4 protein-coding genes are annotated in these 25,461 nt (G+C 63.4%); all 4 read right to left on the bottom strand.

Annotation, left to right across the window (positions count from 1 at the left end; translation table 11 throughout):
- Window positions 1–133: 133 nt before the first annotated feature.
- The 4 genes from ACYZTK_RS23600 to ACYZTK_RS23585 all read right to left on the bottom strand — a co-directional run bounded on the left by ACYZTK_RS23600 (window position 134) and on the right by ACYZTK_RS23585 (window position 25,300).
- Window positions 134–11,956: a non-ribosomal peptide synthase/polyketide synthase gene (locus ACYZTK_RS23600; RefSeq protein ID WP_462012021.1), complete on the bottom strand. Its 11,823-nt coding sequence runs from the start codon at window positions 11,954–11,956 to the stop codon at window positions 134–136.
- On the bottom strand, window positions 11,956–22,938 hold the full coding sequence (locus tag ACYZTK_RS23595; protein WP_462012020.1) for an amino acid adenylation domain-containing protein: 10,983 nt from the start codon (window positions 22,936–22,938) through the stop codon (window positions 11,956–11,958). Before ACYZTK_RS23595 ends, ACYZTK_RS23600 begins: the two co-directional genes overlap by 1 nt.
- Window positions 22,939–23,194: 256 nt before the next feature.
- Window positions 23,195–23,929 (bottom strand): thioesterase II family protein, encoded by a 735-nt coding sequence (locus ACYZTK_RS23590; RefSeq protein WP_462012019.1) that lies wholly within the window; start codon window positions 23,927–23,929, stop codon window positions 23,195–23,197.
- Window positions 23,930–24,130: 201 nt separating this feature from the next.
- Window positions 24,131–25,300 carry an MFS transporter gene (locus tag ACYZTK_RS23585; protein WP_462014960.1) on the bottom strand — a complete coding sequence of 390 codons (1,170 nt, stop codon included), beginning with the start codon at window positions 25,298–25,300 and terminating at the stop codon, window positions 24,131–24,133.
- Window positions 25,301–25,461 lie beyond the last annotated feature (161 nt).

Below are 25,461 nucleotides of genomic sequence, written 5' to 3'. Positions count from 1 at the left end.
AGCCCGGCTCCCACAGGGGATTGGGTTTACCCAGATGGCGCGCGTTATCGTTGGCGTCCATCGCGGGCAAGCCTTGCTCCCACACGACACAGCGAAACCTTGCTCCCACAGAGCAAGGCAGGAGCCTTATCAGTCAGGCGATGGTCATGGGTTGCTCCAGCAGGTTTTGCAATTCGTCCAGCAGGTCTTCGCCACGCAGCAGTTCGTAGTGGCTGCCGGGCAGCAGGCGGTCGATGGCTTTGGTGCCGACTTGTGCTTCGAACACTCGGCGTTCGTCTTCTCGATGGGCGACCCACCAGCGGTGTGCAGTGGCTTTGATCGGGGGCAGTTGTCGGTGGGCCAGCGCCAGGTGTTTGAGTCGCGAACCGGTGTTGAAGATTTGCGTGAGTTCTCCCGCGCCCAGTGCGGCTTGTTCGTTGGAACCGTGGAGTGCGGCTTCGATGACTGCTGCTGCGGCTTGAGGCTCGGGCAGATTCGAGGCGTGCGTAGCAATCAACGACTGTGCTTCTTCAGACGAATGACCAAGGACAAATTTGAGGAAATCCGCCAAATCCTCGCGCCAGTCCCCCGCTTCCGCAGTGCCGGCCACGTAGCTGTCGACCAGCCCGGCGAATGCGACGGTTTCGCCCTGCTGTTCCAGCTTGTGGGCCACCAGTTGGGTCAACGCCCCGCCCAGCGACCAGCCGAGCAAGTAGTACGGGCCCTGGGCCTGTTGCTCACGAATTCGCTGCGCATACGCCTGGGCCATGGCCAGCAAAGAGTGGTCCTGCCACTGCGGGTCGAGCAGCATGCGGCATTGCAGGCCGTAGACCGTGCGCCGGCCTTCCAGGCGCCGTGCCAGTGGTTCGTAGTCGAACACCGTGCCGAAACCGGCGTGCAGGCAGAACAGCGCTGGCAGGGTCGGCAGCCGTGAGTTCAATGCCAGCATCGGGTCCGGCGCGGCTGCGACGGGCTCAGCAGCCTGGTAACCACTGAGTTCGGCAATGCAGGGTTTCTGCATCAGGTCGCGCAATTTCAATTCGAAGCCGAGCTCGGGCTGGCTGCGTACCCGCGAGATGACTTTGAGCACCTGCAATGAATCGCCGCCCAGTTCGAAGAAGTTGTCGTCGATGCCTACCTGCGGCACGCCGAGCACTTCTTGCCAGATCGACGCCAGCGCGCTTTCCAGGGAGTTGCGCGGAGCACGATAACCGCCCTGGGCCCACTCGGGCACCGGTAATGCGCGACGATCGAGCTTGCCGTTGGCCGACAGCGGGAAACGCTCCAGTACCAGTATGCGTGCCGGCACCATGTAGTCCGGCAATAGCGCCTGCAACTCGGATTTCAGGCGTCGATCCAGGCCGACGGTGCCGGGCGCCACGACGTAGCCCACCAGTTGCTTGCCAGTCGGCGTGTCGTGCACCACCACGGCGGCATCCTGCACCCCGGCGCAGTCACGCAGGCGGGCTTCAATTTCGCCCAGCTCGATGCGGAATCCGCGGATCTTCACTTGCTGGTCCAGCCGCCCCAGATAGTCGATCAACCCGCACTCGCGCTGGCGCACCAGGTCACCGGTGCGGTACATACGCCCGCCCGCCGTGAACGGATCGGGGACGAAGCGTTCGGCACTCATGCCCGGGCGCCGGTGATAACCGCGGGCCAGGCATTCACCGCCCAGATACAGCTCGCCGCTGACGCCCACTGGTAATGGGTTGAGGTCGGCGTCGAGGATGTACAGGCCACGGCCGGCGACGCCACGGCCGATCGGCGCATAGGCTGCATCACAGGTTTCGCCGGCCTCGGCGCGCCACAGCAGCGGCGTGACCACGGTTTCGGTAGGGCCGTAACCGTTGACCAGGCGCTGCGGACGCAAAGCGCGCTTGACCTGTTCGAAACTGGCTTCGGGCACTGCGTCACCACCGAAGCAATACACCTCGACTGCGGGTGGATTGCCCAGGCGTTCGGCGACTTCGGCTATTTGTTGCAGGTACGCCGGCGGGAAGCAGGCGACGGTGACATCGTGACGATGCAGCACTTGCAGGGTTTGCTCCGGCGTCCACAGACTGTCATCGCGAATCACCAGGCTGCCGCCGGCCAGCAACACGCTGAGCCAGCGCTCCTGGGCGCCGTCGAAGGCGAAGGACATAAAGTGCAATTCGCGGCTGCGCGGTGCCAGTTCATAGAGGTCGATGATGCCTCGGCAATGCTGGGCGATCGGCCCGCGAGCCACCGCCACGCCTTTGGGTTGGCCGGTGGAACCGGAGGTGTAGATCAGATAGGCCAGGTGCTGCGCATACGAATTCACAACCGGGCAGTCAAAGTTGCCGGCAATGTTCAACCGATCGAGCAACAGCCGGGGCGGGCTGTCCGCCAAAGGCAGGCGTTCGCCCAGATCACTGTTGCACAGCAGCAGGCTGGCCGCCGAGTCCGCGAGCATGTAGGTCAGCCGCTCGACCGGATAAGCCAGGTCCAGCGGCAGGTACGCTGCCCCGGCTTTCAGCACCGCAAGAAACGCAACGATGGTGGTTTCGGAGCGTGGCAACCCCACCGCCACCAGGTGTTCCGGGCCGATTCCGCGAGCGATCAATTGCTGCGCCAGGGCATTGGCCTGGGCCTCGAGCTGGGCATAACTGACTTCGCGATCCTCACAGAACAGGGCGATTTTTTGCGGCTGAGCCTGCACATGACGGTTGAAGGCGTGCAGCAAATCGGCATCGTTGTCCGTCGGCGTTGGCAGTCTGACCAGCGCTTCAGGCAGGCCGATGTTGCCGAGCAGACAACCGACATCCTGCGGCAACGCCCGCAACAAACCTTCCAGCTGCGCACGAATGCGCTGCACTTCCACTTCACTGAAGCGCTCGCGCAGGAACAGGTATTCGACTTCCAGGCCTTCCTCGTTGGCACTGACCATCAAGTCCATCGGGAAGTTGGTGACCCCGCCGCTGCCAACTTCGGCAAAGCGCAGTTCGCCTTCCTCGCCCCCTTTCAAGGCGCGGTCCACCGGGTGGTTTTCAAACACGATGATGCTGTCGAACAGCCCTTGGCCGCCCTGCCCGGCCCAGCGTTGAATATCCGAAAGCGGCGTGTGTTCGTAGTCGCGTACGAGCAGGTTGTAGTCCTGCAAGTCGCGCAACCACTCGCCCAGCGGCTGTTGCGGGTCCAGGGTCTGGATCACCGGCAAGGTGTTGATAAACAGGCCGAGCATGTCCTGGGCGCCGGCAAGAGCGGTTGGACGCCCCGCAACCGTCGCACCGAAAGCGACGCTGCGTTGGCCGCTGTGGCGTTGCAGCAGCAGCAACCAGGCGCCTTGCACCAGGGTGTTCAAAGTCACGCGCTGGCGCTTGGCGAAGGCGTGCAGTTTGCCCGTCGCCTCGGCGTCAAGATTGCTGTACATCACGCCATGCCCGGAGCCTGCCGCACCAGAGGCCTTGGCCAGAATGGTCGGTGCTTCAAGCAACGCCAGGCGCTCGCGCCAGAAGCCTTCGGCCTGTGCCGCGTCCTGTTGTTGCAGCCAGGCGATGTAGTCGGCGTAGCGACCGGTCAGGGTCGGCAGGCTGTCGTGGTGATACAGGCGCAACATGTCGCCGAGCAACCGCGAGGCGCTCCAGCCGTCGAGCAGCAGGTGGTGGTAGATCCAGATCATCTGGTAACGATCGTCACCCAGGCGCACCAGGATAAATCGCATCAATGGCGGGCAGCTCAGGTCGAAACCCTTGGCCTGTTCGGCCGCCGCCAGCTCGCCCAGTGCCTGCTCGGTGTCGCTGCGTTCGCGCCAGTCGAGTTCTTCGATCGGCAGCTCGACCTCGGCGAACACCGCTTGCAGCGGATCTGCCAGGCCATCGCGCCAGCGGAACGCCGCGCGCAGCACTTCATGGCGCTCGACCAGGGTCTGCCAGGCCGCACGGAAGCGCGGCACCTGCATGCCGTGGACCGCCACGCTCAACTGGTTGACGTAGGGGTTGAGCTCCGGCGAGTCGAGGCAATGGAACAGCATGCCCTGCTGCATCGGCGACAATGGATACAGGTCCTGCAGCCCTTCACGAGCCGCGGGGTCGATGTGCGGCACCAGGGCAAACGCCTCGACCTTTGATACTTCGATTAGCCCGGTGTCGCGACTGGTCGCCACAGCGGCAAGGGCGCGAATGGTCTGCTGCTCGAACAGTTGCTTGGGGCTGAATACCAGCCCGCGCTGACCGGCACGACTGACTGCTTGCAGCGAGATGATCGAGTCACCGCCCAGCTCAAAGAAGTTCTCGGTGACGCCCAGGGAATCCAGGCCGAGCAGTTCCTGCCAGATGTCCAGCAGCAAGGCTTCGGCAGGCGACGCAGCGGCCACCTGATCCTGATGTTGGCGCGACGCCTGCGGCGCCGGCAGGCCCTGGCGGTCGAGCTTGCCATTGGGGGTCAGCGGCAGCGCGGCCAGGCACATCAGGTGCGCCGGCAGCATGTGCGCCGGCAGGCGGATGCGCAGATGAGTCGTCAGCGCTTGATGCAGATTCTGCTCATCGGCCAGCGGATCTCGGGGCACCACGTAGCCGACCAACTGCCGGCTGACCGGGCCTTCGCGATCGATCACCAGCGCTTCACGCACCGCCGGGTGTTCCATCAGGCAGGCTTCGATTTCGCCGAGCTCGATGCGGAACCCGCGAATCTTCACTTGCTGGTCGATACGGCCGAGGTATTCAACCACGCCATCGGCACGGAAGCGCGCGAGGTCGCCACTGCGGTACAGGCGGCCACCCGCCACGAACGGATCCGGCACGAAACGCTCGGCGGTCAGGTCCGGACGTTGATGGTAACCCCGGGCCACGCCCTCGCCGCCCAGGTACAACTCGCCCGCCACGCCGACCGGCAATGGCTGCAGGCCGCCGTCGAGGATGTAGGCGCTGCGGTTGCCGACCGGCCGACCAATCGGCATGAACGCCGAGTCGAATTCGGTCTCCGGGTAGGCCAGCCAGATCAGCGGCGTGATCACGGTTTCGGTCGGGCCGTAGCCGTTGATCAGGCGCTTGGGTTGCAGTACTTGCTGCACCTCATCGAACGCGTGCTTGGCCATGCCTTCACCGCACGGGGTGTAGGAACGGATCGGCAAATCACGCCCGGCTTCACCCATGAAGTCGGCGATCTGCGCCAGATAGCTCGGGGTGAAACAGGCGATGGTGATGCCGTGTTTTTCGATCTCGGCGCAGGTGCGCTCCACGCTCCACAGCTCGTCGTCTCGGGGCATGACCGCCGAACCGAACACCAGGGGTGTGAGCCAGCGCTCGTGGGCGCCGTCGAAGCTGATTGAGGCAAATTGCAGCTCGCGATCTTCCGGGGTCATGCCGTACAACTCGCCGATCGCCAGGCAGTGCATGGCCAGCGGACCGTGGGCCACGCTGACGCCCTTGGGGCGTCCGGTGGAACCCGAGGTGTAGATCAGGTAAGCGAGGTTTTCCCCACACGTGAGGTTAATCGGGTTGGTGTCGGCCTGCAGTTCCAGCGGTTCGCGGTCGATTTCCAGCACCGACAAACCTTCGGGCAACGGCAGCTTCTCGCGTAGCCACGACTGGCTGATCAGCAGCGCGATGCCGCTGTCTTGCATCAGATAGCGCAGGCGTTCGGCCGGGTATGCCGGGTCCAGCGGTACGTAGGCGCCGCCGGCCTTGAGAATCGCCAGCAGGCCGATGATCATTTCCGGCGATCGCTGCATGGCCAGGCCGACCCGCACTTCCGGGCCCATGCCAAGTGCACGAAGGCGATGGGCCAATTGGTTGGCGCGGCGGTTGAGCTGGTCAAAGCTCAGTTGCACTTCGTTGAAAATCAGTGCCGTGGCATGCGGGCGCTTAATCGCCTGGGCCTCGATCAGTTGATGCACACACAGCGGATTTTCCGCTGCGGTAAACGCCGGGTTCCACTCCAGCAACTGTTGCGCGCGTTCCGGCGCAGTCAGCAGGTCCAGCTCACTCAGGGCGGCCTGCGGCGCAGCGACCATCGCCGCCAGCAATGCGCCCAGGTGTTCGCTCATGCGCGCAATCGCGTCGCTACTGAAGTGACTGCACTGGTAGCTCCAGTGGATGCTCAGCTGGCTTTCGGCGGTGGCGGCCAGGGTCAGCGGGAAGTTGGTGCGCTCATGGTTCTGCGGCAATTGGAAACTCAGGCCGGCCGGCGCGCCCTGCTGCAATGCCGCAGCCACCGGAAAGTTTTCGAACACCAGCAAACTGTCGAACAACGGCTCGCCGGCGCGCCCAGCCCAGCGCTGAATATCGCCCAGGGCGGTGAATTCGTGTTCGCGCAGTTCCAGGTTCTGCGCCTGCAAGCGGCTCAGCCACTGGCCGACGCTTTCCACGGAATCCGGGCTGCTGACCACCGGCAAGGTGTTGATGAACAGGCCGAGCTGGCTTTCAGCACCCGGCAGGTCGACCGGGCGACCGGCCACGGTGGCGCCGAATGCGACGCTGCGTTGACCGCTGTAGCGTTGCAACAGCAGGGCCCAGGCGCCTTGCACCAGGGTGTTGAGCGTGACCTTTTGCTGCCGGGCAAACTCGCTGAAGCGTTGGCTGCTGGCGAGATCGAAGGCCTGATGATGGTCGGCGAACTGGGCCGTCGAGAGGTTTTTACTCCCCCCGTGGGCGAAGCTTTGCGCCAGCAGCGTCGGGTTGTCGAGGCCAGCCAGTTGCTCACGCCAGAACAGCTCGTCAGCCTGGGCATCCTGGCGTTGCAGCCAGCCGATGTAGTCGGCGAAGCGTCCACTTGGGGCCTGCACTTCCTGTCCGGCATAGCGCTGCAGCACTTCGCTCAGCAGCAGCGAATTACTCCAGCCGTCGAGCAGCAGGTGGTGGTGGGTGTAGATCAGTTGCTGACGTACATCGTCGAGGCGTACCAGGGTCAGTCGCATCAACGGCGCGCGCACCGGATCGAGCTGCAGGCGTTCGTTGTCGATCAACTGCGCCAGCGCTGCGGCCTGATCGCTGCGCCCGCGCCAGTCGAGGCAGGTCAGCGGCAATTGCAGGTGACGATGCACCAGTTGCACCGGCGCTTCGAAGCCATCCGGGAAGTGGAAGCTGCTGCGCAGGATCGGGTGAGTGTCGAGCACCGCTTGCCAGGCTCGGCCGAGGCGTTCGGCGTCGAGCCCGCTGGCTTCGACGCTGAGCTGGTTTACATAGGCGCCGCAGTCCGATTCATACAGGCTGTGAAACAGCAGGCCGGCCTGCATGGGCGCCAGCGGATACAGGTCTTCAATCTGCGCCGGTGGCACTGGCAGTGCGTCGAGTTGCGCCTGGCTGAGGCGGGCCAACGGGAAGTCCGCCGGGGTCACGCCGCCTGCACCATCGCTCAGGCAGTGGTCGATCAGGCTCAGCAACTCTTCACGGAAATTCGCTGCGAGGGTTTCGATTTCGTGCAGCTCGAAGCATTCGCGGCTGAAGGTCCAGTCGAGTTTCAATTCACCGCCATAAACCTGGCCGTCCACCGACAGCCAGTTCGGCAATGGCGCATCCGCCGCTTGTGCAGCGCCGCTGGATTCGACAGCCGGGGTGAACAGTGCGTCCTCGGCGAAACTCTGGTCGAACTGGCCCAGGTAGTTGAAGGTGACGCGGGCCTGCGGCAACGCGGCGAGCGCTGCTTGCGTGGCGGCATCGCCCATATGGCGCAACAGGCCGTAGCCCAAGCCTTTGCATGGGATCTCGCGCAGCTGCTGCTTGATTGCCTTGATCGAACCCGGCAGGTCGGCGGTCGGGGTCAGGCACACTGGGAACAGGCTGGAGAACCAGCCGACGGTGCGGGTCAGGTCGATGTCCTCGAACAGCTCTTCGCGGCCATGGCCTTCGAGCTGGATCAGCGCCGAGGGGTGAGCGGTCCAGCGGCTTAGGGTGCGGGCCAGTGCGGTCAGCAGCAGGTCGTTGACCTGGGTGCGGTAGATTGCCGGCGCCTGTTGCAGCAGCTGGCGGGTGTGCTCGCGGTCCAGGCCGATGCTGACGCCCTGGCGCAGATGGCCGGCCTGGCTGGCCTGGGGGTTGGCGGCGGGCAGCGCAGTATTGCCCTGGCTTAGTTGCGCCTGCCACCAGCTGAGTTCGCGGGAGGCGGTTTCGCTGCGGGCGTAAGTTTTGAGCCGGTCAGCCCAGGTTTGGAAGGAACTGGTCTTGGGGGGCAGTTCCTGACCTTGGTAAGCCGCCTGCAAGTCCTCCAACAAAACCCGCCAGGAGACGCCGTCCACTGCCAGGTGATGGACCACCAGCAGCAGGCGCTGGGAGCCATCGGCCTGGGCAATTAAAGCGACTCGCAGCAGTGGGCCGTCTTGCAGGTTGAGGCTGCGTTGGGCTTCTTCGCATACCGATTCGAGGGAGGCTGAGCTGGATACGCTTGCGGTCCAGAGCATGTCGATGACGTCGGCGCTGTCGGTGCCGACGTAGCGGGCTGACCACTTTAGGTTGTCTGGGCTGACGCTATCGCGAGCAGGCTCACTCCTACAGGGGGGCGGTGTTGTGGCGACTTGGCTGAAGCGCAGGCGCAGGGCATCGTGTTGCTTGAGCAGGCGTTGCAATGCGGCGTGCAGGCGTGGCAGTTCGAGGGTTTCGCGCGGTGTCAGCAGCACGGCCTGGTTCCAGTGTGCTCGTTGCGGGATCGGCTCTTCGAAGAACCAGCGCTGGATGGGTGTGAGTGTTTGCATTCCTTCCACCGGCCCTTGGGGCGCCAGCGGTGCAGCCTGGGTTTTCACTACTGTGGCCAGGGCCTGCAAGGTTTGCTGCTGGAACAGGTCGCGCGGTTGCAGGCCCTGGCCGGCACGCCGGGCGCGGCTGACCACCTGGATCGAAATGATCGAGTCGCCGCCCAGTTCGAAGAAATTGTCCTGGCGCCCGACCTGCTCCACGCCCAACACGTCCTGCCAGATCTGCGCCAGCATCTGTTCATGTGCACCGCGTGGTGCTTCGAACGCGCGCAGGCTTACTTGTGCACTCGGTGCAGGCAGGCGGTTGCGCTCCAGCTTGCCGTTGGGGCTCAGGGGCATCTGCTCGATCAGCACGGTCTGCGCCGGCACCATGTAATCCGGCAGGCTGGCGAGCAGATGGACCTTCAACGTCTCGCGCCAGGTGCCTTGTTGCGCGGCATCGGCATCGATCAGGGCGCGGTTCTGCGGCACGATGTAGGCGACCAGTTGTTTGCCGCCAGCACCATCGAGGGCCAGCACCACGGCTTCCTGCACATCCACATGCTCGTGCAGGCGCGCTTCGATTTCACCCAGCTCGATGCGCAGGCCGCGAATCTTCACCTGATGGTCGATGCGCCCGCAGTAATCGATGGCGCCGTCAGTGCGATAACGCGCCAGGTCGCCGGTACGATACAGGCGCTCGCCACTGCCGAACGGGTCGACCACAAAACGCTCGGCGGTCAACGCGCCACGGCGGTGATAACCCCGCGCCAGGCCGACACCGCCCAGGTACAACTCGCCCACCGCGCCCAGGGGCAAGGGTTGCAGTTCGCTGTCGAGGATGCAGGCGCGCAGGTTGGCGATCGGGTGGCCAATGGGCACGCTGTCGCGGCCTTCCTCCACGCAGGTCCAGTGAGTCACGTCGATGGCTGCTTCGGTCGGGCCGTAGAGGTTATACAGTCTGGCCTGGGGCAGGCTGCGCAGGGTCTGGCGTTGCAATTCTACGGGCAGGGCTTCGCCGCTGCAGATGATCCGCTGCAGCGAAGTGCAGGCCAGCGCCTCGTCGGCGGCGATAAAAGCCGAAAGCATCGAGGGTACGAAGTGCAGCGTGGTGATCTGTTGCTCGACGATCAACCCGGCGAGGCGCTGCGGATCGCGATGTTCACCCGGCGCGGCGATCACCAGGGTGGCGCCCTGCATCAGCGGCCAGAAGAATTCCCATACCGATACGTCGAAACTGAAGGGCGTTTTTTGCAGCACCCGGTCGCTCGTCTGCAGCGCGTAGGCCTGTTGCATCCACTCCAGGCGGTTATGCAGCGCCACATGGCGGTTACCCGCGCCTTTGGGTTTGCCGGTGGAGCCTGAGGTATAGATGACGTAGGCGAGGTTCTCAGCGACCGCCAGGTTGGGCAGATCAGTACCCGACAAATCTGCCAGCCAGTCGATATCGGCTTGCAGGCACAAAGTGCGCACGTTGTCCGGCGTCGGCAGTTGCGCCAGCAGGTGTTCCTGGGTCAACAACAGCGAAATGCAGCTGTCTTCGATCATGTAGCTCAGGCGATCAACCGGGTATTCCGGGTCCAGCGGCACGTACGCGCCGCCAGCCTTGAGGATCGCCAGCAGGCCGACGACCATTTCAAACGAACGCTCGCAGGCAATCCCCACCAGCACTTCCGGGCCTACACCCAGGCTGCGCAGGTGATGAGCCAGGCGGTTGGCGCGCAGGTTCAATTCATCGTAACTCAGGGAATGGCCCTGGAACACCAGCGCGATGGCGTCAGGGTTGTCCACCACGCGTTCTTCGAAGTGACGCTGCACGCAGACTTCACCCGGGTAGCTTTGAGCGGTGTGGTTGAGCTCTTCAAGCATGCGTCGGCGTTCGTCGGCATCCAGCATAGGCAACTCGGCAACCGGGCATTGCGGATTCGCCAGCACCCCGGCCAACAGGTTGCGCCAATGACGGGCCAGGTGTTCGATGCGCTCGGCATCAAACAGGTCGGTGGCGTAGGTCAGGCTGGCGAACAGTTGGTCGCCCTGCTCCTGGGTATCCAGTTGCAGATCGAACTGGGTGGTGTGCGCAGTGGCATGCAGTGCTTCGACACGCAACCCCGCGAGCAAACCTCCGACCGCCGCTGGTCTGGCCTGCTGGTGGTTGAACATCACCTGGAACAACGGGCTGTGGCTCAGACTGCGCTCGCCTTGCAGCGTCTGCACCAGACGCTCGAAAGGCAGATCCTGATAATCCTGGGCATCCAGTGCCGCACTGCGGGTCTGATCAAGCAGGTCGGTAAACGGCAGGCGTCCATCAAGCTGCGCACGCATCACCTGGGCGTTGACGAAGAAGCCGATCAGGCCACGGGTTTCCGTGCGATTGCGGTTGGCAATCGGCACACCGACCCGCAGGTCGCCCTGGCCGCTGTAGCGGTAGAGCAGCGCCTGGAAACTCGCCAGCAGCAGCATGAACGGCGTGACGCCGCGCTGTTTGGCCAGGGACAGCAAGCCACTGGCCAGGGCCGCATCGAGGGCGAAATCCAGACGGGCACCGCGTTGGCTCGGTTGTGCCGGGCGCGGGCGATCCGTGGGCAATTCGAGCAGCGGTTGCTCACTGCCAAGAGTCCCCCGCCACCAGTTGAGTTGACGCTCCAGCTCACCCGCTTCCATCCAGCGGCGTTGCCACAGCGCGTAATCTGAATACTGGATCGGCAGTGCTTCCAGCGCTGCTTGCCGGCCTTGGCAATACGCGGCGTACAGCCGGGAAAACTCTTCCACCAGTACGCCCATCGACCAACCGTCGGTGACGATGTGATGCAGGGTCAGCAGCAGCACATGGTCTTCGGCATCGAGCTGCAACAGGCTGACCCGTAGCAGCGGGCCGTGTTGCAGATCGAATGGCCGGGCGATTTCCTGCTCGACGTTGTGCATCGCGAGATCGAGGCGCGTCGCTTGCGGTTCACCGCGCAGGTCGAGGTACTCAATCGGCAGTGAAGTGCACTGCGCCAGCGTCTGCACCACCTGCCCGTCGTCCTCGACAAAACGACTGCGCAAACTCTGATGCCGCTCCAGCAACACATCAAAACTGTGCTGCAGTGCCGCGACATTCAGCGCCCCATGCAAGCGCAGGGCGGCCGGAATGTTATAGGCCGAACTCTGCGGGTCGAGCTGCCAGAGGAACCACTGGCGCTGCTGTGCATAAGACAGTTCGAAACTCGCCTGTGGTTCAAGCGCTGGCGGAATCGGCAGCTGGCCAAAGCTCACGCCCTGCTCCTGCATGCGGCTCAGGAACTCGCGGCGCTTGTCGGCAGGCAGGCCGGCGAAGCGGCTGGCGATACGCTGGGCAGTGGTGTGTTCCATCAGTTGATCTCCATCTCGTCGAGAAGCGACTCAAGCGCATCCAGACGTGCATCGTTGTCAGCCGGGGCGTGTTGCCCGGCCATGGCGGCATAAGCCTGAAGGTCGGCGGATTCGAACAGCGCGCGCAGCGGCAACTCGATGCCCAGTTCCAGTTCCACCCGGGCGCTGGCCTGGGCGGCGAGCAGCGAGTGCCCGCCCAATTCGAAGAAGTTGTCGCGCCGGCCGATCTGCACCACGCCCAGGACGTCGGCCCAGATGGCCGCCAGTTGCCGTTCGCGATCACCCTCGGGGGCTTCGAACGGTTGTTGCCAGTCCTGCGCCTCCGGCAGCGGCAAGGCCTGGCGATCGAGCTTGCCGTTGCTGGTCAGCGGCAAGGCGTCCAGCAGCACCCAGTGGCTTGGCACCATGTAATCCGGCAGACCGACCTTGAGCGCGGCGCGCAAATGGTCACGCCAGGCAAGTGGATCGACTGGGGCCTGCACCGGCACCACGTAGGCGCAGAGCTGCGGCCCTGCATCGCCGGCATGCACGCTCAACACCGCTTGGCGCACGCCCGGTTGGGCCAGCAATGCCGCTTCGATTTCGCCCAGCTCGATGCGGAACCCACGGATCTTCACTTGCTGGTCGATGCGCCCCAGGTAATCGATGCTGCCATCGGCACGTTGGCGAGCCAGGTCGCCGCTGCGATACAGGCGTTGCGATGGCTGGAACGGACTTGGCACGAAGCGTTCGGCGGTCAGGCCGCAACGGCCGTGATATCCCCGCGCCAGACCGGCACCGGCGATGTACAACTCGCCCGCCACGCCCACCGGCACCGGTTGCAGCTGGCTGTCGAGCAGGTACCAGCGCAGATCGCGGATCGGCAACCCGATCGGGCTCTGCGCCCTGGCGTCAAGGTCGGCGCGGCGGATGGCGCGGTAAGTCACGTGCACCGTGGTTTCGGTGATGCCGTACATGTTGACGAGGGTCGGCTGCTGGTCACCGAAACGCTCGAACCAGGGGCGCAGGCTCGCCACTTCAAGAGCTTCGCCACCGAAAATCACCTGGCGCAGCGCCATGCTTCTGGGGCTGGCGCAGGCAACCGGCAACAACTGGCGAAACGCGCTTGGGGTCTGGTTCAACACCGTCACGCCTGCGTCGCAGAGCAGGCGGTGAAACTCCTGCGGCTCGCGGCTGATGTAGTACGGCACGATGACCAGGCGTCCGCCGGTGCACAGTGAGCCAAACAGCTCCCACACCGAGAAGTCGAAGGCGTAGGAATGGAACAGGGTCCAGACATCGTCTGCGCCGAAATTGAACTCGGTGGCCGTGGCCGCCAGCAGGCGCCCGACGTTGCCATGGCTGAGCAGCGCGCCTTTTGGCCGGCCGGTGGAACCGGAGGTGTAGATGACGTAGGCGAGGTTCTCTGCGGTCGCGAGCGCCGGCAGGTTTTCGCCACTGTAGTGGTTGAGCTGTAGCGATTCGAGGTTCAGCACCTGCACGTTTTCACGTGACGGCAGGCCATCGATCAGATGTTGTTGAGTCAACAGCAACTGGATGCCGCTGTCCTCGATCATGTAGCTCAGGCGCTCGGCCGGGTATTGCGGATCGAGCGGCACGTAAGCGCCACCGGCCTTGAGAATCGCCAGCAAACCGATCACCAGTGGTATGGCCCGCTCGGTGGCGATGCCCACCCGCACCTCGGGCCCGACGCCCTGCTCGCGCAGTTTGCGCGCCAGTCTGTTGGCCTGGGCGTTGAGCGCGGCATAGGTTAGTTGCTCGCTTTCGTGGACCAGGGCGATGGCGTCCGGCCGTTGAGCGGCTTGAGCTTCGAACAGCTGGTGCAAGGTCGGTGATGTCGCTTGTTCGTGGAACCCTGGATTCCAGTGCTGGACCAGGGCATCGCGCTGCGACTGGTCAATCAGCGGCAGGTCGGCGACCCGTTGCTGCGGGTCTTCGACCACTGAGCGCAACAGGTTCAGCCATTGCTCGGCGAGTCGCTGCATCGATACCTTGTCGTATAGATCGGTAGCATAGGTCAGGCTGGCATCCAGCGCTTCGCCTTGCTCTTGAGTGTCGAGCACCAGATCGAACTGGGTGGTGTGTTGCTGCCAGTTCAGACGTTCGATTTTCAAGTCTGCGACCGTACGCTCGACGCTGACGCCCAACTGCTGCTGATGGTTGTAGAGCACCTGGAACAGCGGGCTGTGATTGAGGCTGCGGTCCGGTTGCAAGGCGTCGACCAGTTGTTCGAAGGGCAAATCCTGATTGGCCTGGGCGCCCAGGGCGGTGTGCTTGACCTGCTGTAGCAATGCACTGAACGGCTGCTGCCCGTCGATCTCGGCGCGCAGTACTTGAGTGTTGATGAAAAAGCCGATCAGGCCTTCGGTTTCGATGCGCGAACGACCGGCGCTCGGCACGCCGACGCTGATGCTCGACTGTCCGCTCTGGCGGTGCAGCAGGGTCTGGAAACTCGCCAGCAACAGCATGAACAAGGTCACTTGCTGTTCCTGGGCGCGTTGCCGCAAACCGGCGAGCAAGTCGCGATCCACGTTGAGCATCAGGCTCGCGCCGCGCTCGGTGCGACGGGCAGGACGAGTCAGTTCGCTGGGCAACTCGAGCGGCGCGTGGCTGCCGGCCAGTTGCTCACTCCACCAGGCGAGCTGGCGTGCGCCCTCCCCGGCCTCCAGCCAGTTGCGCTGCCATTGGGCGTAGTCGCTGTAGTTCACCGGGAGACTGCACAGGTTGGCCGTAAGCCCTTCGACGGCGGCGTGATACAGCGCGCTGAACTCATCGACCATGACCTGCATCGACCAGCCATCGGCAGCGATGTGGTGCACGGTCAGCACCAGTACGTGTTCCTCGCTGCTCACTTGCAGTAGCAGCACGCGCCACAGCGGCCCGTTACGCAGGTCGAATGGCCGGGCGATTTCTTCAGCGACGGCGCGGTTGATCGACGACTCATCGATGGGCCATTGGCTGAGTTGCAACGGCAGATCGACGTGGACCACCGGACGGGCCTGCTGAGCGTTCTGTTCGAAAGTCGTGCGCAGGGTCTCGTGGCGAACCTGCAACTGCGCGAAGGCTTTGCGCAGTGCTTCATGGTTGAGCGAGCCTTTAAGCCGCAGCGCCGCCGGAATATTGTAGGCCGCGCTGTGCGGGTCCAGTTGCCAGAGAATCCACTGGCGTTGCTGGGCGTAGGACAGGATGCGCGGCTGATCGTCCGGCGCGCGTTGCAATTGTGGTTGGCTGCTCGCGTCGGCTTGCGCGACACGCTCAGAGAATTGCGCCAGGTTCGCGGCAGAAAACAGGCTGCTCACCGACAGCTCAAGGTGCAATTGCTGACGCACGCGAGAGATCACTTGCAGCACCAGCAACGAATGGCCGCCCAACTCGAAGAAATTGTCTTCGCGACCGACCTGCTCGACCTGTAATACCGCCTGCCAGATCTGCGCCAGTTGGGTTTCCAGCCCTGGCGCGGGAGCGATGAAAGCACGTTGTACGTCACCTGCTTCAACGCGCGGCAAGGCTTTGCGGTCAAGCTTGCCGTTGTTGTTGAGGGGCAGTTCGGGCAGCAGAACCAGGTGATTGGGTACCATGTATTCGGGCAATGCCTGGCGCAAAACTGCCTTGAGCGCTTCGAGGTACTCTGCTGGAGAACTGACCACGCTGCTGGCCACGATGTAAGCCACCAGTTGCGTGCCGTCCTGCGCAACGACCGCTGCTCCGCGCACATCTGGGCGGGCTTGCAGGCAAGTTTCGATCTCGCCCATCTCAATACGAAAACCACGAATTTTCACTTGATGATCGATGCGCCCGACGTACTCCAGGTTGCCGTCGGCGTTATAACGCGCCAGGTCGCCGCTGCGATACAGGCGTGCCCCCGGTTGATCGGCAAACGGGTCCGGGAGGAATCGCTCGGCGGTCAGTGCCGGGCGGTCGAAATAGCTTTGCGCCAGGCAGGCAGGAGCACCGATGCACAGTTCGCCGACGCCACCATTGGGCAGTAGTTGGCCGGCAGCATCCAACACATGCAACGTTCGACCGGCGATTGCCCGGCCAATCGGTACGCCATACGCGTCGCTGGCATCTTCCACACGGCATTCGTGAATGCTGGAAACCACGGCCGCTTCGGTCGGGCCGTAGGTGTTGAGCAGGCGCACGTGAGCCAGGCCGGCTTGATGCCACAGGCGCAGGCCTTCTACCGACATGGCTTCACCGCCGACGTGGACCTGGCGCAAAGCGCCGAGATTACTCACCACGCCGCTGGCGCATTCGCGGGCCAGCAAGTGCCAATAGGCCGCTGGCAAGTCGGCCACGGTCACGCCAAGCTCGACGATTTCTGTGGCGAGCCGGCCGGCGTCCCACAGGTCGTCGCCACGCATGATCAACGCCGCGCCGACGCACAGTGCCGGGAAGCATTGTTCAACGAAGCCATCGAAACTGAAGGTGGCGAATTGCAGCACGCGGTCGGAGGCCGACAGTACTGAGTAGTCGGCGGCGGTCTGGCAGAACTCGCGTAGGGCGGCGTGAGTGATGGCTACGCCTTTGGGTTGGCCGGTGGAGCCGGAGGTGTAGATGATGTAGGCCAGGTCTTCGGCAGCGGGGAGGACGCCATCGCGAGCAAGCTTTGCTCCCACAGGGGCAGGGGGCGGCGTGTTGCCTGCTTCCAAGGTCAGGCGTGGGATTTGTTTGATGTGTTGCAGTAGGTCGGGTTCGCACAGCAACAGGTCGAGGCGGCTGTCTTCGATCATGTAGGCCAGGCGTTCGGCTGGATATTGCGGGTCCAGGGGGACGTAGGCCGCGCCAGTTTTCAGCACGGCGAGCAGGCTGACGATCAGTTGTGGCCCGCGGTGCAGCGCCAGGCCAACGCGGGTGCCGGGGCCAGCACCGTTGGCTCGCAGGCGCTGGGCCAAGCGGTCGGCCTGGATATTTAACTGGCCGTAACTCAGGGACTGGCCGTTGACCTGCAACGCCAGCGCGTCGGGGTGGGCTGCAGCTTGGACGGCAATCTGCTGGTGGGCGAAAAGCGTTGTGGATAACTCGACGGCAGGCGATCGGTTAGTCGCGAGCACTGCCTGGATTGCCGCCTCGTCGAGCAGTTGCAGCGTACCCAATGCGGCGTTCGGCAAAGCTGGCAGCTGCGCCAGCAGATGCTGCAGGTCGGCGGCGAGTTGGCTGATCTGCGCAGCACTGAACCGCGCCGAGTCGTAGCTGAAATCCAGGCTCAGGCTTTCGCCCAACTCGATGCCCAGGGTCAGCGGATAGTGGGTGCGTTCGTGATTGTGCAGGTTGGCGAACGACAACCCGGCTGGGGCGCCCTGCTTCAGCGCTTCGGCCACGGGGAAGTTTTCGAACACCAACAGGCTGTCGAACAGCGCCGAACCCTGCTGCCCTGCCCAGCCCTGAATGTCGTAGAGCGGCACATGCTCGAACTCGCGCATGGCCAGGTTCAGCCCTTGCAGCTCGGCCAGCCACTGGCTGACGGTTTGCTCCGGCTTGATCACGCAGACCAGCGGCAATGTGTTGATGAACAGCCCGAGCTGCTCCTCAATGCCTGGCAACGGGGCCGCACGGCCGGCGACCGTAGCCCCGAACACCACGCAATCCTGGCCGGTGTAGCGATGCAGCAACAGGCCCCAGGCAGCTTGCAACAGGGTGTTGAGGGTGACTTTCTGCTGGCGGGCGAATTCGGCCAACCCTTGGGTTGCGTGGCGATCAAGGTTTACCCGCTGGTCTTCGATGCCAACGGCTGCGACCGGCGGGCGCAGCGCTTCGGCGAGCAAGGTCGGCGCTTGGAGGGGCGCCAGTGCGGCCTTCCAGAATGCTTCGCCGGCAGCGGCTGATTGCTGCTGCAACCAAGCCAGGTAATCCCGGTATTGGCCGGTCGGCGCCGGCAGCGACTGTGCGACTGCGTAGTGCTGGATAACTTCTGCGAGCAGCTGCGCGTTGCTCCAGCCGTCCATCAGAATGTGGTGGCTGGTGTAGATCAGGTGCCAGTCCTGATCGCCCTGTCGAATCAGCTTCAGGCGCAGCAATGGCGCGCTGTCCAACTCGAAGCCCCGGGCTCGTTCGGCTTCGGCCAGCGCATCGGTATCAGTGGCTGCCAGCACTTCAAGTGGCAGCGCGACGTCGCGGACAATCGCCTGATGTGCGTTGTCCAGGCCTTGCCAGTGGAAGCTGCTGCGCAGAATGTCGTGACGCGTGACAGCAGCCTGCCAGGCTACGGCGAAGCGTTGCGGGTCGAGGCCTTGAATATCCAGGCGCATCTGGCTGATGTAGGCGCCGACTGCGGGCGCATGCAGGGTATGAAACAGCATGCCCTGCTGCATCGGCGACAGCGGATACAGGTCTTCCAACGCATTAACTGACAATCCGTCGAGTTGCGCCTGACTGATGTGCGCCAACGGAAAGTCCGACGGCGTGGCCTGCGGTACTTCAACGGTGCAGCAGTGCTCGATCAGCGCGGTAAGCTCATGCGCGTAGCCGTCCACCAGACGCTGGATGGTCGCGATGTCGAACATTTCGCGACTGAAACCCCAGCTCAGGGCCAACTCGCCACCGAAGACCTGGCCTTCGACCGTTAGCCAGTTGCCCAATGGGGCCGATGGATCCTGCGCGACACCGTTGCCTTCGGTAGACGGCACGAACATCGCGGCGTCGTCGAACTGACGGTCGAACTGACCCAGGTAGTTGAAGGTGATGCGCGGCTGCGGCAATACGGCCAGCTGTTCGCGGATCAACGGGCTGCCCAGGTAACGCAATGCACCGTAGCTCAAGCCCTTGTCGGGCACTGCACGCAGTTGCTCCTTGATCGATTTTATCGAGGAACCAAGGTCTCCCGACGGCATCAGTTGAACCGGGAACAGGCTGGTGAACCACCCCACAGTACGGGTCAGGTCGATGTCCTTGAACAGGTCTTCGCGGCCATGGCCTTCGAGCTGAATCAGCATGCTGCCCTGCCCGCTCCAGCGGCAAACCGCACGCGCTAATGCAGTCAGCAGCAGGTCGTTGACCTGGGTGCGGTACGCCGCCGGGGCTTGTTGCAACAGCTTGCGGGTTTGTGCAGCGTCGAATCTGATCTCGAGTTTGTGCTCGAAGCGGTTTTGCAGCGCGCCGGCTGGACGGTCACACGGCAAATCGCTCGGTGCGTCGCGCAGTTGGTTCTGCCAATGATCGATGCTGGTTTCAAAGGCTGGCAGATGATCATGCAAGCGGGCGACCCAGCGCTGGTAAGTGCTGGTTTTCGCCAACGTCACGGTACTGTCGCTGTAGAACTGCTGCAGATCTTCCAGTAACACGCGCCAGGAAACACCGTCGACGGCCAGGTGATGGATGACCAGCAGCAACCGCTGAGTGCCGTCGGCCATCGCCACCAGCAGCGCGCGCAGCAGTGGGCCATTTTGCAGGTCGAGACTGCGCTGGGCTTCGTCGCACCAGGCGTTGAGTGCTTCTACCGACTGCGCCTGTCGTTGCCACAACACCGATTCAGTCGTCGGCAACCCATAGGTTTGCTGCCAACCATGCTGTTCGTAACGCAGTCGCAAGCTGTCGTGGTGCGTCATCAATTGCACAAGCGCATACTCCAGCGCCTCGACGCTCAAAGCCTCACGCGGTACCAGCAGCAGCGACTGGTTCCAGTGCTGACGTTCGGGGATCGCTTGCTCGAAGAACCACTGTTGCACCGGCGCCAACGCGACCGCGCCACTCGCCAGGCCCTGGTCGATCAACGGCTGCTCGCCGCTGCGTGCCGCCTGGGCCAGGCTGCGAATGGTCTGGTGCTGGAACAGGTCCTTGGGGCTCAACACGATCCCGGCCTGACGCGCACGGCTGACCACTTGCATGGACACGATGGAGTCGCCGCCCAGCTCGAAGAAATTGTCTTCAACACCGACTTTTTCGATGGCCAGCACGTCTCGCCAGATTGCGGCGAGGGCTTTTTCCATCGAGCTCCACGGTGCGACGTGTTCGCGTTGTTGCTGCGAGCCGTCAATCACCGGCAACGCCTTGCGGTCGAGTTTGCCGTTGGGCGTCAGCGGCAAGTGCGCCAGAAACAGCAGGAACGACGGGATCATATAGTCCGGCAGATGCTGACGCAGCGCCGCTTTCAAGGTTTCACGCAGGGTCGCTTGCGCTGCGGTGTCAGCCATCAATGCCGAATCGTTGGGCACGATGTAGGCGACCAGTTGCTGCCCGTTGACGCCGTCCTGCGTCAACACTGCCAGCTCGCGCACGGCCTGTTGCTGCAAGAGCCGCGCTTCGATTTCACCCAGCTCGATACGAAAGCCACGGACCTTGACTTGATGGTCGATGCGCCCGACGTATTGCAGGCTGGCATCGGCCTGATAGCGGGTCAGGTCGCCAGTGCGGTACAGGCGTTCGCCGTTGCTGGCAAAGGGGTTTGGCACATACTTTTCAGCGGTCAAACTTGGCCGCCCGAGGTAACCGCGAGTGATGCCGGCGCCGCTCAGGTACAACTCTGCCGATACGCCTTGCGGCACCGGTTGCAGGTCAGCATCGAGCAGGTAGCTGGCGGTGTGCTTGAGCGGTCGGCCGATGTTCGCGCGACCGCCAGCTTCACGACGGCTCCAGGTGGAATAGGTGGTGTCTTCCGACGGCCCGTACAAATCGTAGACGTGCTCGACGGTCGTTTGCTGGTAAAGCGCCTCCACCAGACTCTGCTTCAACGGCTCGCCGGCCAGGTTGATGATGCGCACGCCCGGCGGGATCTGCCCGTCGCGCTGCAACGCATTGATCGCCGAGGGCACGCTGTTGATCAGGCGTACCTGATCGCGGGCCGGTAGTTGCGGTAACTCCAGGGCATTGCGGGCGATGATCAGCGAGCCGCCATTGGCCAGGGTGACGAACAGTTCCCACACCGACAGGTCGAAGCACACCGAGGTCGAGGCCAGCACGCCCTGGATATCTTCGCAGCTGTAGAGCGATTTCGACCAGTCGATCAGCGCCACTACATTGCGATGGGCGATGGCGACGCCTTTGGGTTTGCCGGTGGAACCAGAGGTGTAGATCACGTAGGCCAGGTTGTCCGGCGTGACGCGGGTAATCGGTGCGCTGGCTGGGTAAGCGGACCACGTCATGTCGTCCATCAGCAGCACTTGCGCATCGGCTTTCACGGCCAATGTTGCCGCGACCGATTGTTCAGTCAGCAGCACCCGTGCCTGGCTGTCTTGCAGCATGTAGGCAACGCGCTCTGCCGGGTAATCCGGGTCCAGCGGCACATAAGCACCGCCGGCCTTGAGCACACCGAGCAATGCCACCAGCAACTTTTCAGAACGCTGCATGGCCACGCCGACCCGGACTTCCGGACCGACGCCCAGCTCGATCAGCTTGTGGGCCAGGCGATTGGCCTGGACGTCGAGTTCGGCGTAGGTCAGCTGGGTGGTGTTAAACGTGACTGCCAGCGCTTGTGGGTGCTCGGCGGCGCGCTGGCTGATCAATGGGTGGATGCAGTGCTCTGCGACGAAGCTTTCGTCAGCGCTGTTCCAATCGTGCACGATGCGCTGGTATTCGGCGTTCTCCAGCATCGGCAATTCGCTGATGCGCTGGCCGGAATCGCTGACCATGCCCTGCAGCAATCGCGTCCAGTGTTGCGCCATGCGCTCGATGGTCGGGGCGTCGAACAGGTCGTTGGCGTAGGTCAGCGCGGCGTGCAGCTGGCCGCCTTTTTCATAGGTATCGAGGGTCAGGTCGAACTGGTTGGTGCGCCCTTGCCATTCAATCACGCCCAGTGCCAGGCCGGACGCGGTGCTCACGCTGGAGATGTCCGCGACCTGCGGCTGGTGGTTGTACATCACCTGGAACAGCGGCGTGTGGCTGAGGCTGCGTTCGAGTTTGAGCGCTTCAACCAGGCGCTCGAACGGCAAGTCCTGGTGGGCCTGGGCACCGAGGGCGGTCTCCTTGATGGCGCGCAACATTTCATCGACCCGGGACTGGCCATCCAGCCGGGTGCGCAACACCTGGGTGTTGACGAAGAAGCCGATCAGCCCTTCGATCTCGGCACGGTTGCGGTTGGCGATCGGCACGCCGACGCGCAGGTCAGCCTGCCCGGTGTAGCGATGTAGCAGCACGTTGAAGGCGCCGAGCAGCAGCATGAACAGGGTGATGTTGTGTTGCTGGGCAGTGACGCGCAGTTGCTCGGCCAGTTGCGCGTCGACGGCGAATTCATATCGGGTGCCACGATGGCTCGGCATCGCCGGGCGCGGGTGGTCGGTGGGCAGTTCCAGCACTGGGTGTTCATCGCCCAGTTGCGTCTGCCAGTAGTCGAGTTGCCGGGCCCGCTCGCCCGCTTCCAGCCACCGGCGCTGCCACAGGGCGTAGTCGCTATACTGGATTGGCAGCGGTTGCAATTGCGGTTGAGTGCCGGCTTCGAATGCGTCGTAGCAGCAGATGAATTCGTCGATCAGCACGTTCATCGACCAGCCGTCGGACACGATGTGGTGCAAGGTCAGCAGCAGCACGTGCTGTTCGTCGGCGAGCTTGAGCAAGGTGACGCGCAGCAGCGGGCCGACCGACAGATCAAACGGCAGTACCGATTGCTGCTCGGCAGCGTGGGCTATTGCGACTTCACGTTCCGTGGCTGGCAGCGCGCTGAGATCCACATGATCGATGACCAACGGTGCGCTGGCTGGCACTGTGAGCAAGCTGTCGTCGGCCTGGGGCTGGAATACGGTGCGCAGGGTTTCATGCCGCGCCACCAGGCTGGCGAATGCCTGCTCCAGCGCATTCTGGTGCAACTGACCGGTCAGGCGCACCGCGCCCGGCAGGTTGTAGGCGCCGCTCTGCGGGTCCAGCTGCCAGAGAAACCACATGCGTTGCTGGGCGTACGATAGCGCCTGGCGATCCTCGGCATCGACTCCGGCGGGAATGGGGAACCGGGCGAAATCAACACCCTCCTTGTGCAAGGCCGCGAGGAACATCTGGCGCTTTTCCAGGGGCAACCCGATAAACCGGCGAGCAAGTTTCAAGGAGTCTTCAGCGTTCATTTCTGGGTATCCGGATCAGTGGCGGGAAGCACAAAGGCACGTCGTCCCTATAAAACGAATGCACACCGGAAAAATTAGCGAATGGGAATAAGTATCAGAAAGACGGTGAATGGTGACTGCTGAACCCTGTAGGAGTGAGCCTGCTCGCGATGGCGGTGAGGCAGTCGACACCTGCATGACTGACCCACCGCCATCGCGAGCAGGCTCACTCCTACAAGTATTCGCCTTCAGAACAGCTCCCGTAGACTTCTTCGGGTCAGGCGCTGGCGGACAGGCTGTGCCGGCGATGATGGATGTCGAGCTGATCCTTGATCACCTTCAACACCTTGGCCTCATGCTCATGGATGAAAAAATGCCCGCCGGCGAGCATGTCTACCGAGAAGCTGCCATGGGTTTCACGGCTCCAGCCGATCAACTGCTCGGTGCTGGCGCGGTCGGCCTTGCCACCGAGGACGTGCACCGGGCAGTTGAGCCGCGGGCGCTCGGTCGGCTCGAAGCGTCCGCACAGCTGGAAGTCGGCGCGCAGAACAGGCAGGGTCAGGCTCATCAACTCTTCGTTGGCCAGCACTTCCTCGCTGGTGCCGTTGAGGCTGCGCAGTTGCTCAATCAGCTCGGCGTCGGATTTGGGCTCGGCGAAACCCCGGTCGTAATCGGCGCGCATCGTTGGCGCGGCGGTACCCGAGGCGAACAGCGCGACCGGCTCGGGACAGCCAAGTGCGCGCAAGGCGTGGGCCATTTCGCAGGCCAGCAGTGCCCCGAGGCTATGGCCAAACAAGGCGTACGGCGCCTTGAGGCAGCTGAGTTGTTCCTCGGCCAATTGCCGCGCCAGGCAGCGCATGTCGGTGTGCAACGGTTCGCCAAACCGCGCACCGCGCCCTGGCAATTCCACCGGTTGCAGCTTCAGCCACTGCGGCAGCTTGCGCCGCCAGCGGCTGTAAACCATGGCGCTCGCGCCTGAATAGGGCAGGCACAGCAAAGTCAGCTGGGTCACCGGGCGTACCTCGAAAGTTGTCTGGTTAGAGAACGGATGAGGCAGGCGGGGAATTAGTCGGAAGGAAAACCTATTGGAATATTGGAACACTGGACTGTAGGAGTGAGCCTGCTCGCGATAGCGTTCTGTCAGTCACCGTCATGTTGATGGTTAGACCGTTATCGCGAGCAGGCTCGCTCCTACAGGGAATTGGCGGCAGCCCTACAGTTTTCGGGAGCTCTGGATCGCTGAGCCCAACACTACAGCCCCTGCCGCGATCGCCACCCAGAAGCCGCTGGGAGCGCCGAAGGCATCTATTAGCCAACCTGAACTGGCCGCGCCAATGGCGACGCCAATGCTCAAGCCGGTGACCAGCCAGGTCAGTCCCTCGGTCAATTTTGCCGGCGGCACGATCTGCTCCACCAGGGCCATGGCGACAATCAGGGTCGGGGCGAAGAACAACCCGGCGACGAATACTGCCAGGGACAGCCCGAGCACGTTGGTGGCCAACAGCAGCGGCAAGGTGGTGATCGCGGTCGCCACCCCACCATAGAGGAACAACCGGGGCAGCGGCACTTTCGAACGCAATGCGCCGAACGCCAGCCCGGCCATGCACGAACCGATGGCGTACACCGACAGCACAATGCTCGCCGCCGCCGGCTGACCCTGGTGCTGGGCAAATGCCACGCTGACCACATCGATCACGCCGACAATGGTGCCCATGGCAACCATCAGCAGCACCAGCAACTGCAGCTCGCCGGAGCGAATGATCGAACCCTGCAGGTGCGCTTCATGGGGATGGATCGCCGGCTCGGTATCGCGTTGCAGGACAAACGCGGTCACGCCGATCGCCAACATCAGCAACGCCGCCAATGGCCCTGCTTCGGGGAACACCACCACGGACAAACCGACGGACAATGGCGGGCCGACGATAAAGCAGACTTCGTCGAGTACCGACTCCAGGGCATAGGCGGTTTGCAGCTCGGGCTTGCCGCGATACACCTCGGTCCAGCGCGCCCGCACCATCGCCGACATGCTGGGCATGCAACCGGCCAGTGCGGCGAACAAAAACAGAGTCCAGTGTGGTGCCTGCAAACGCGTGCAGAGCAACACCAGCAGCAGCGCGCCGCCACCGATCAGCGCTGCCACCGGCAGGATGCGACGCTGGCCATAGCGGTCGACCAGCCGCGAAACCTGCGGCGCGCAAAAGGCGGTGGCCAGGGCGAAAGTCGCCGCCACGGCCCCGGCCAGACCATAACCGCCCTGCAATTGCGAGAGCATGGTGATCAGGCCGATGCCGGTCATCGAAATCGGCATGCGCGCGATCATTCCGGCGAGCACGAAGGCTTTACTGCCTGGGGCTTTGAACAGGTCGCGGTAGGGGTTGGCCATGGTGGTCAGCAGGATCTCGATGCGGGAGTGCAAGTTGCCACAAGCCCGGGTCAGGTGAAAGTCTGGAATTGTTGGTTGAATGTTAAGGACCCAAAGTCAAAAGATCGCAGCCTTCGGCAGCTCCTACAGGAGACCGCATTCCAATGTAGGAGCTGCCGCAG

This window comes from Pseudomonas sp. LB3P31 (assembly GCF_054897945.1).
Note: the sequence above shows the minus strand (reverse complement) of the source record. Positions and strands in the feature narration are given on the sequence as shown.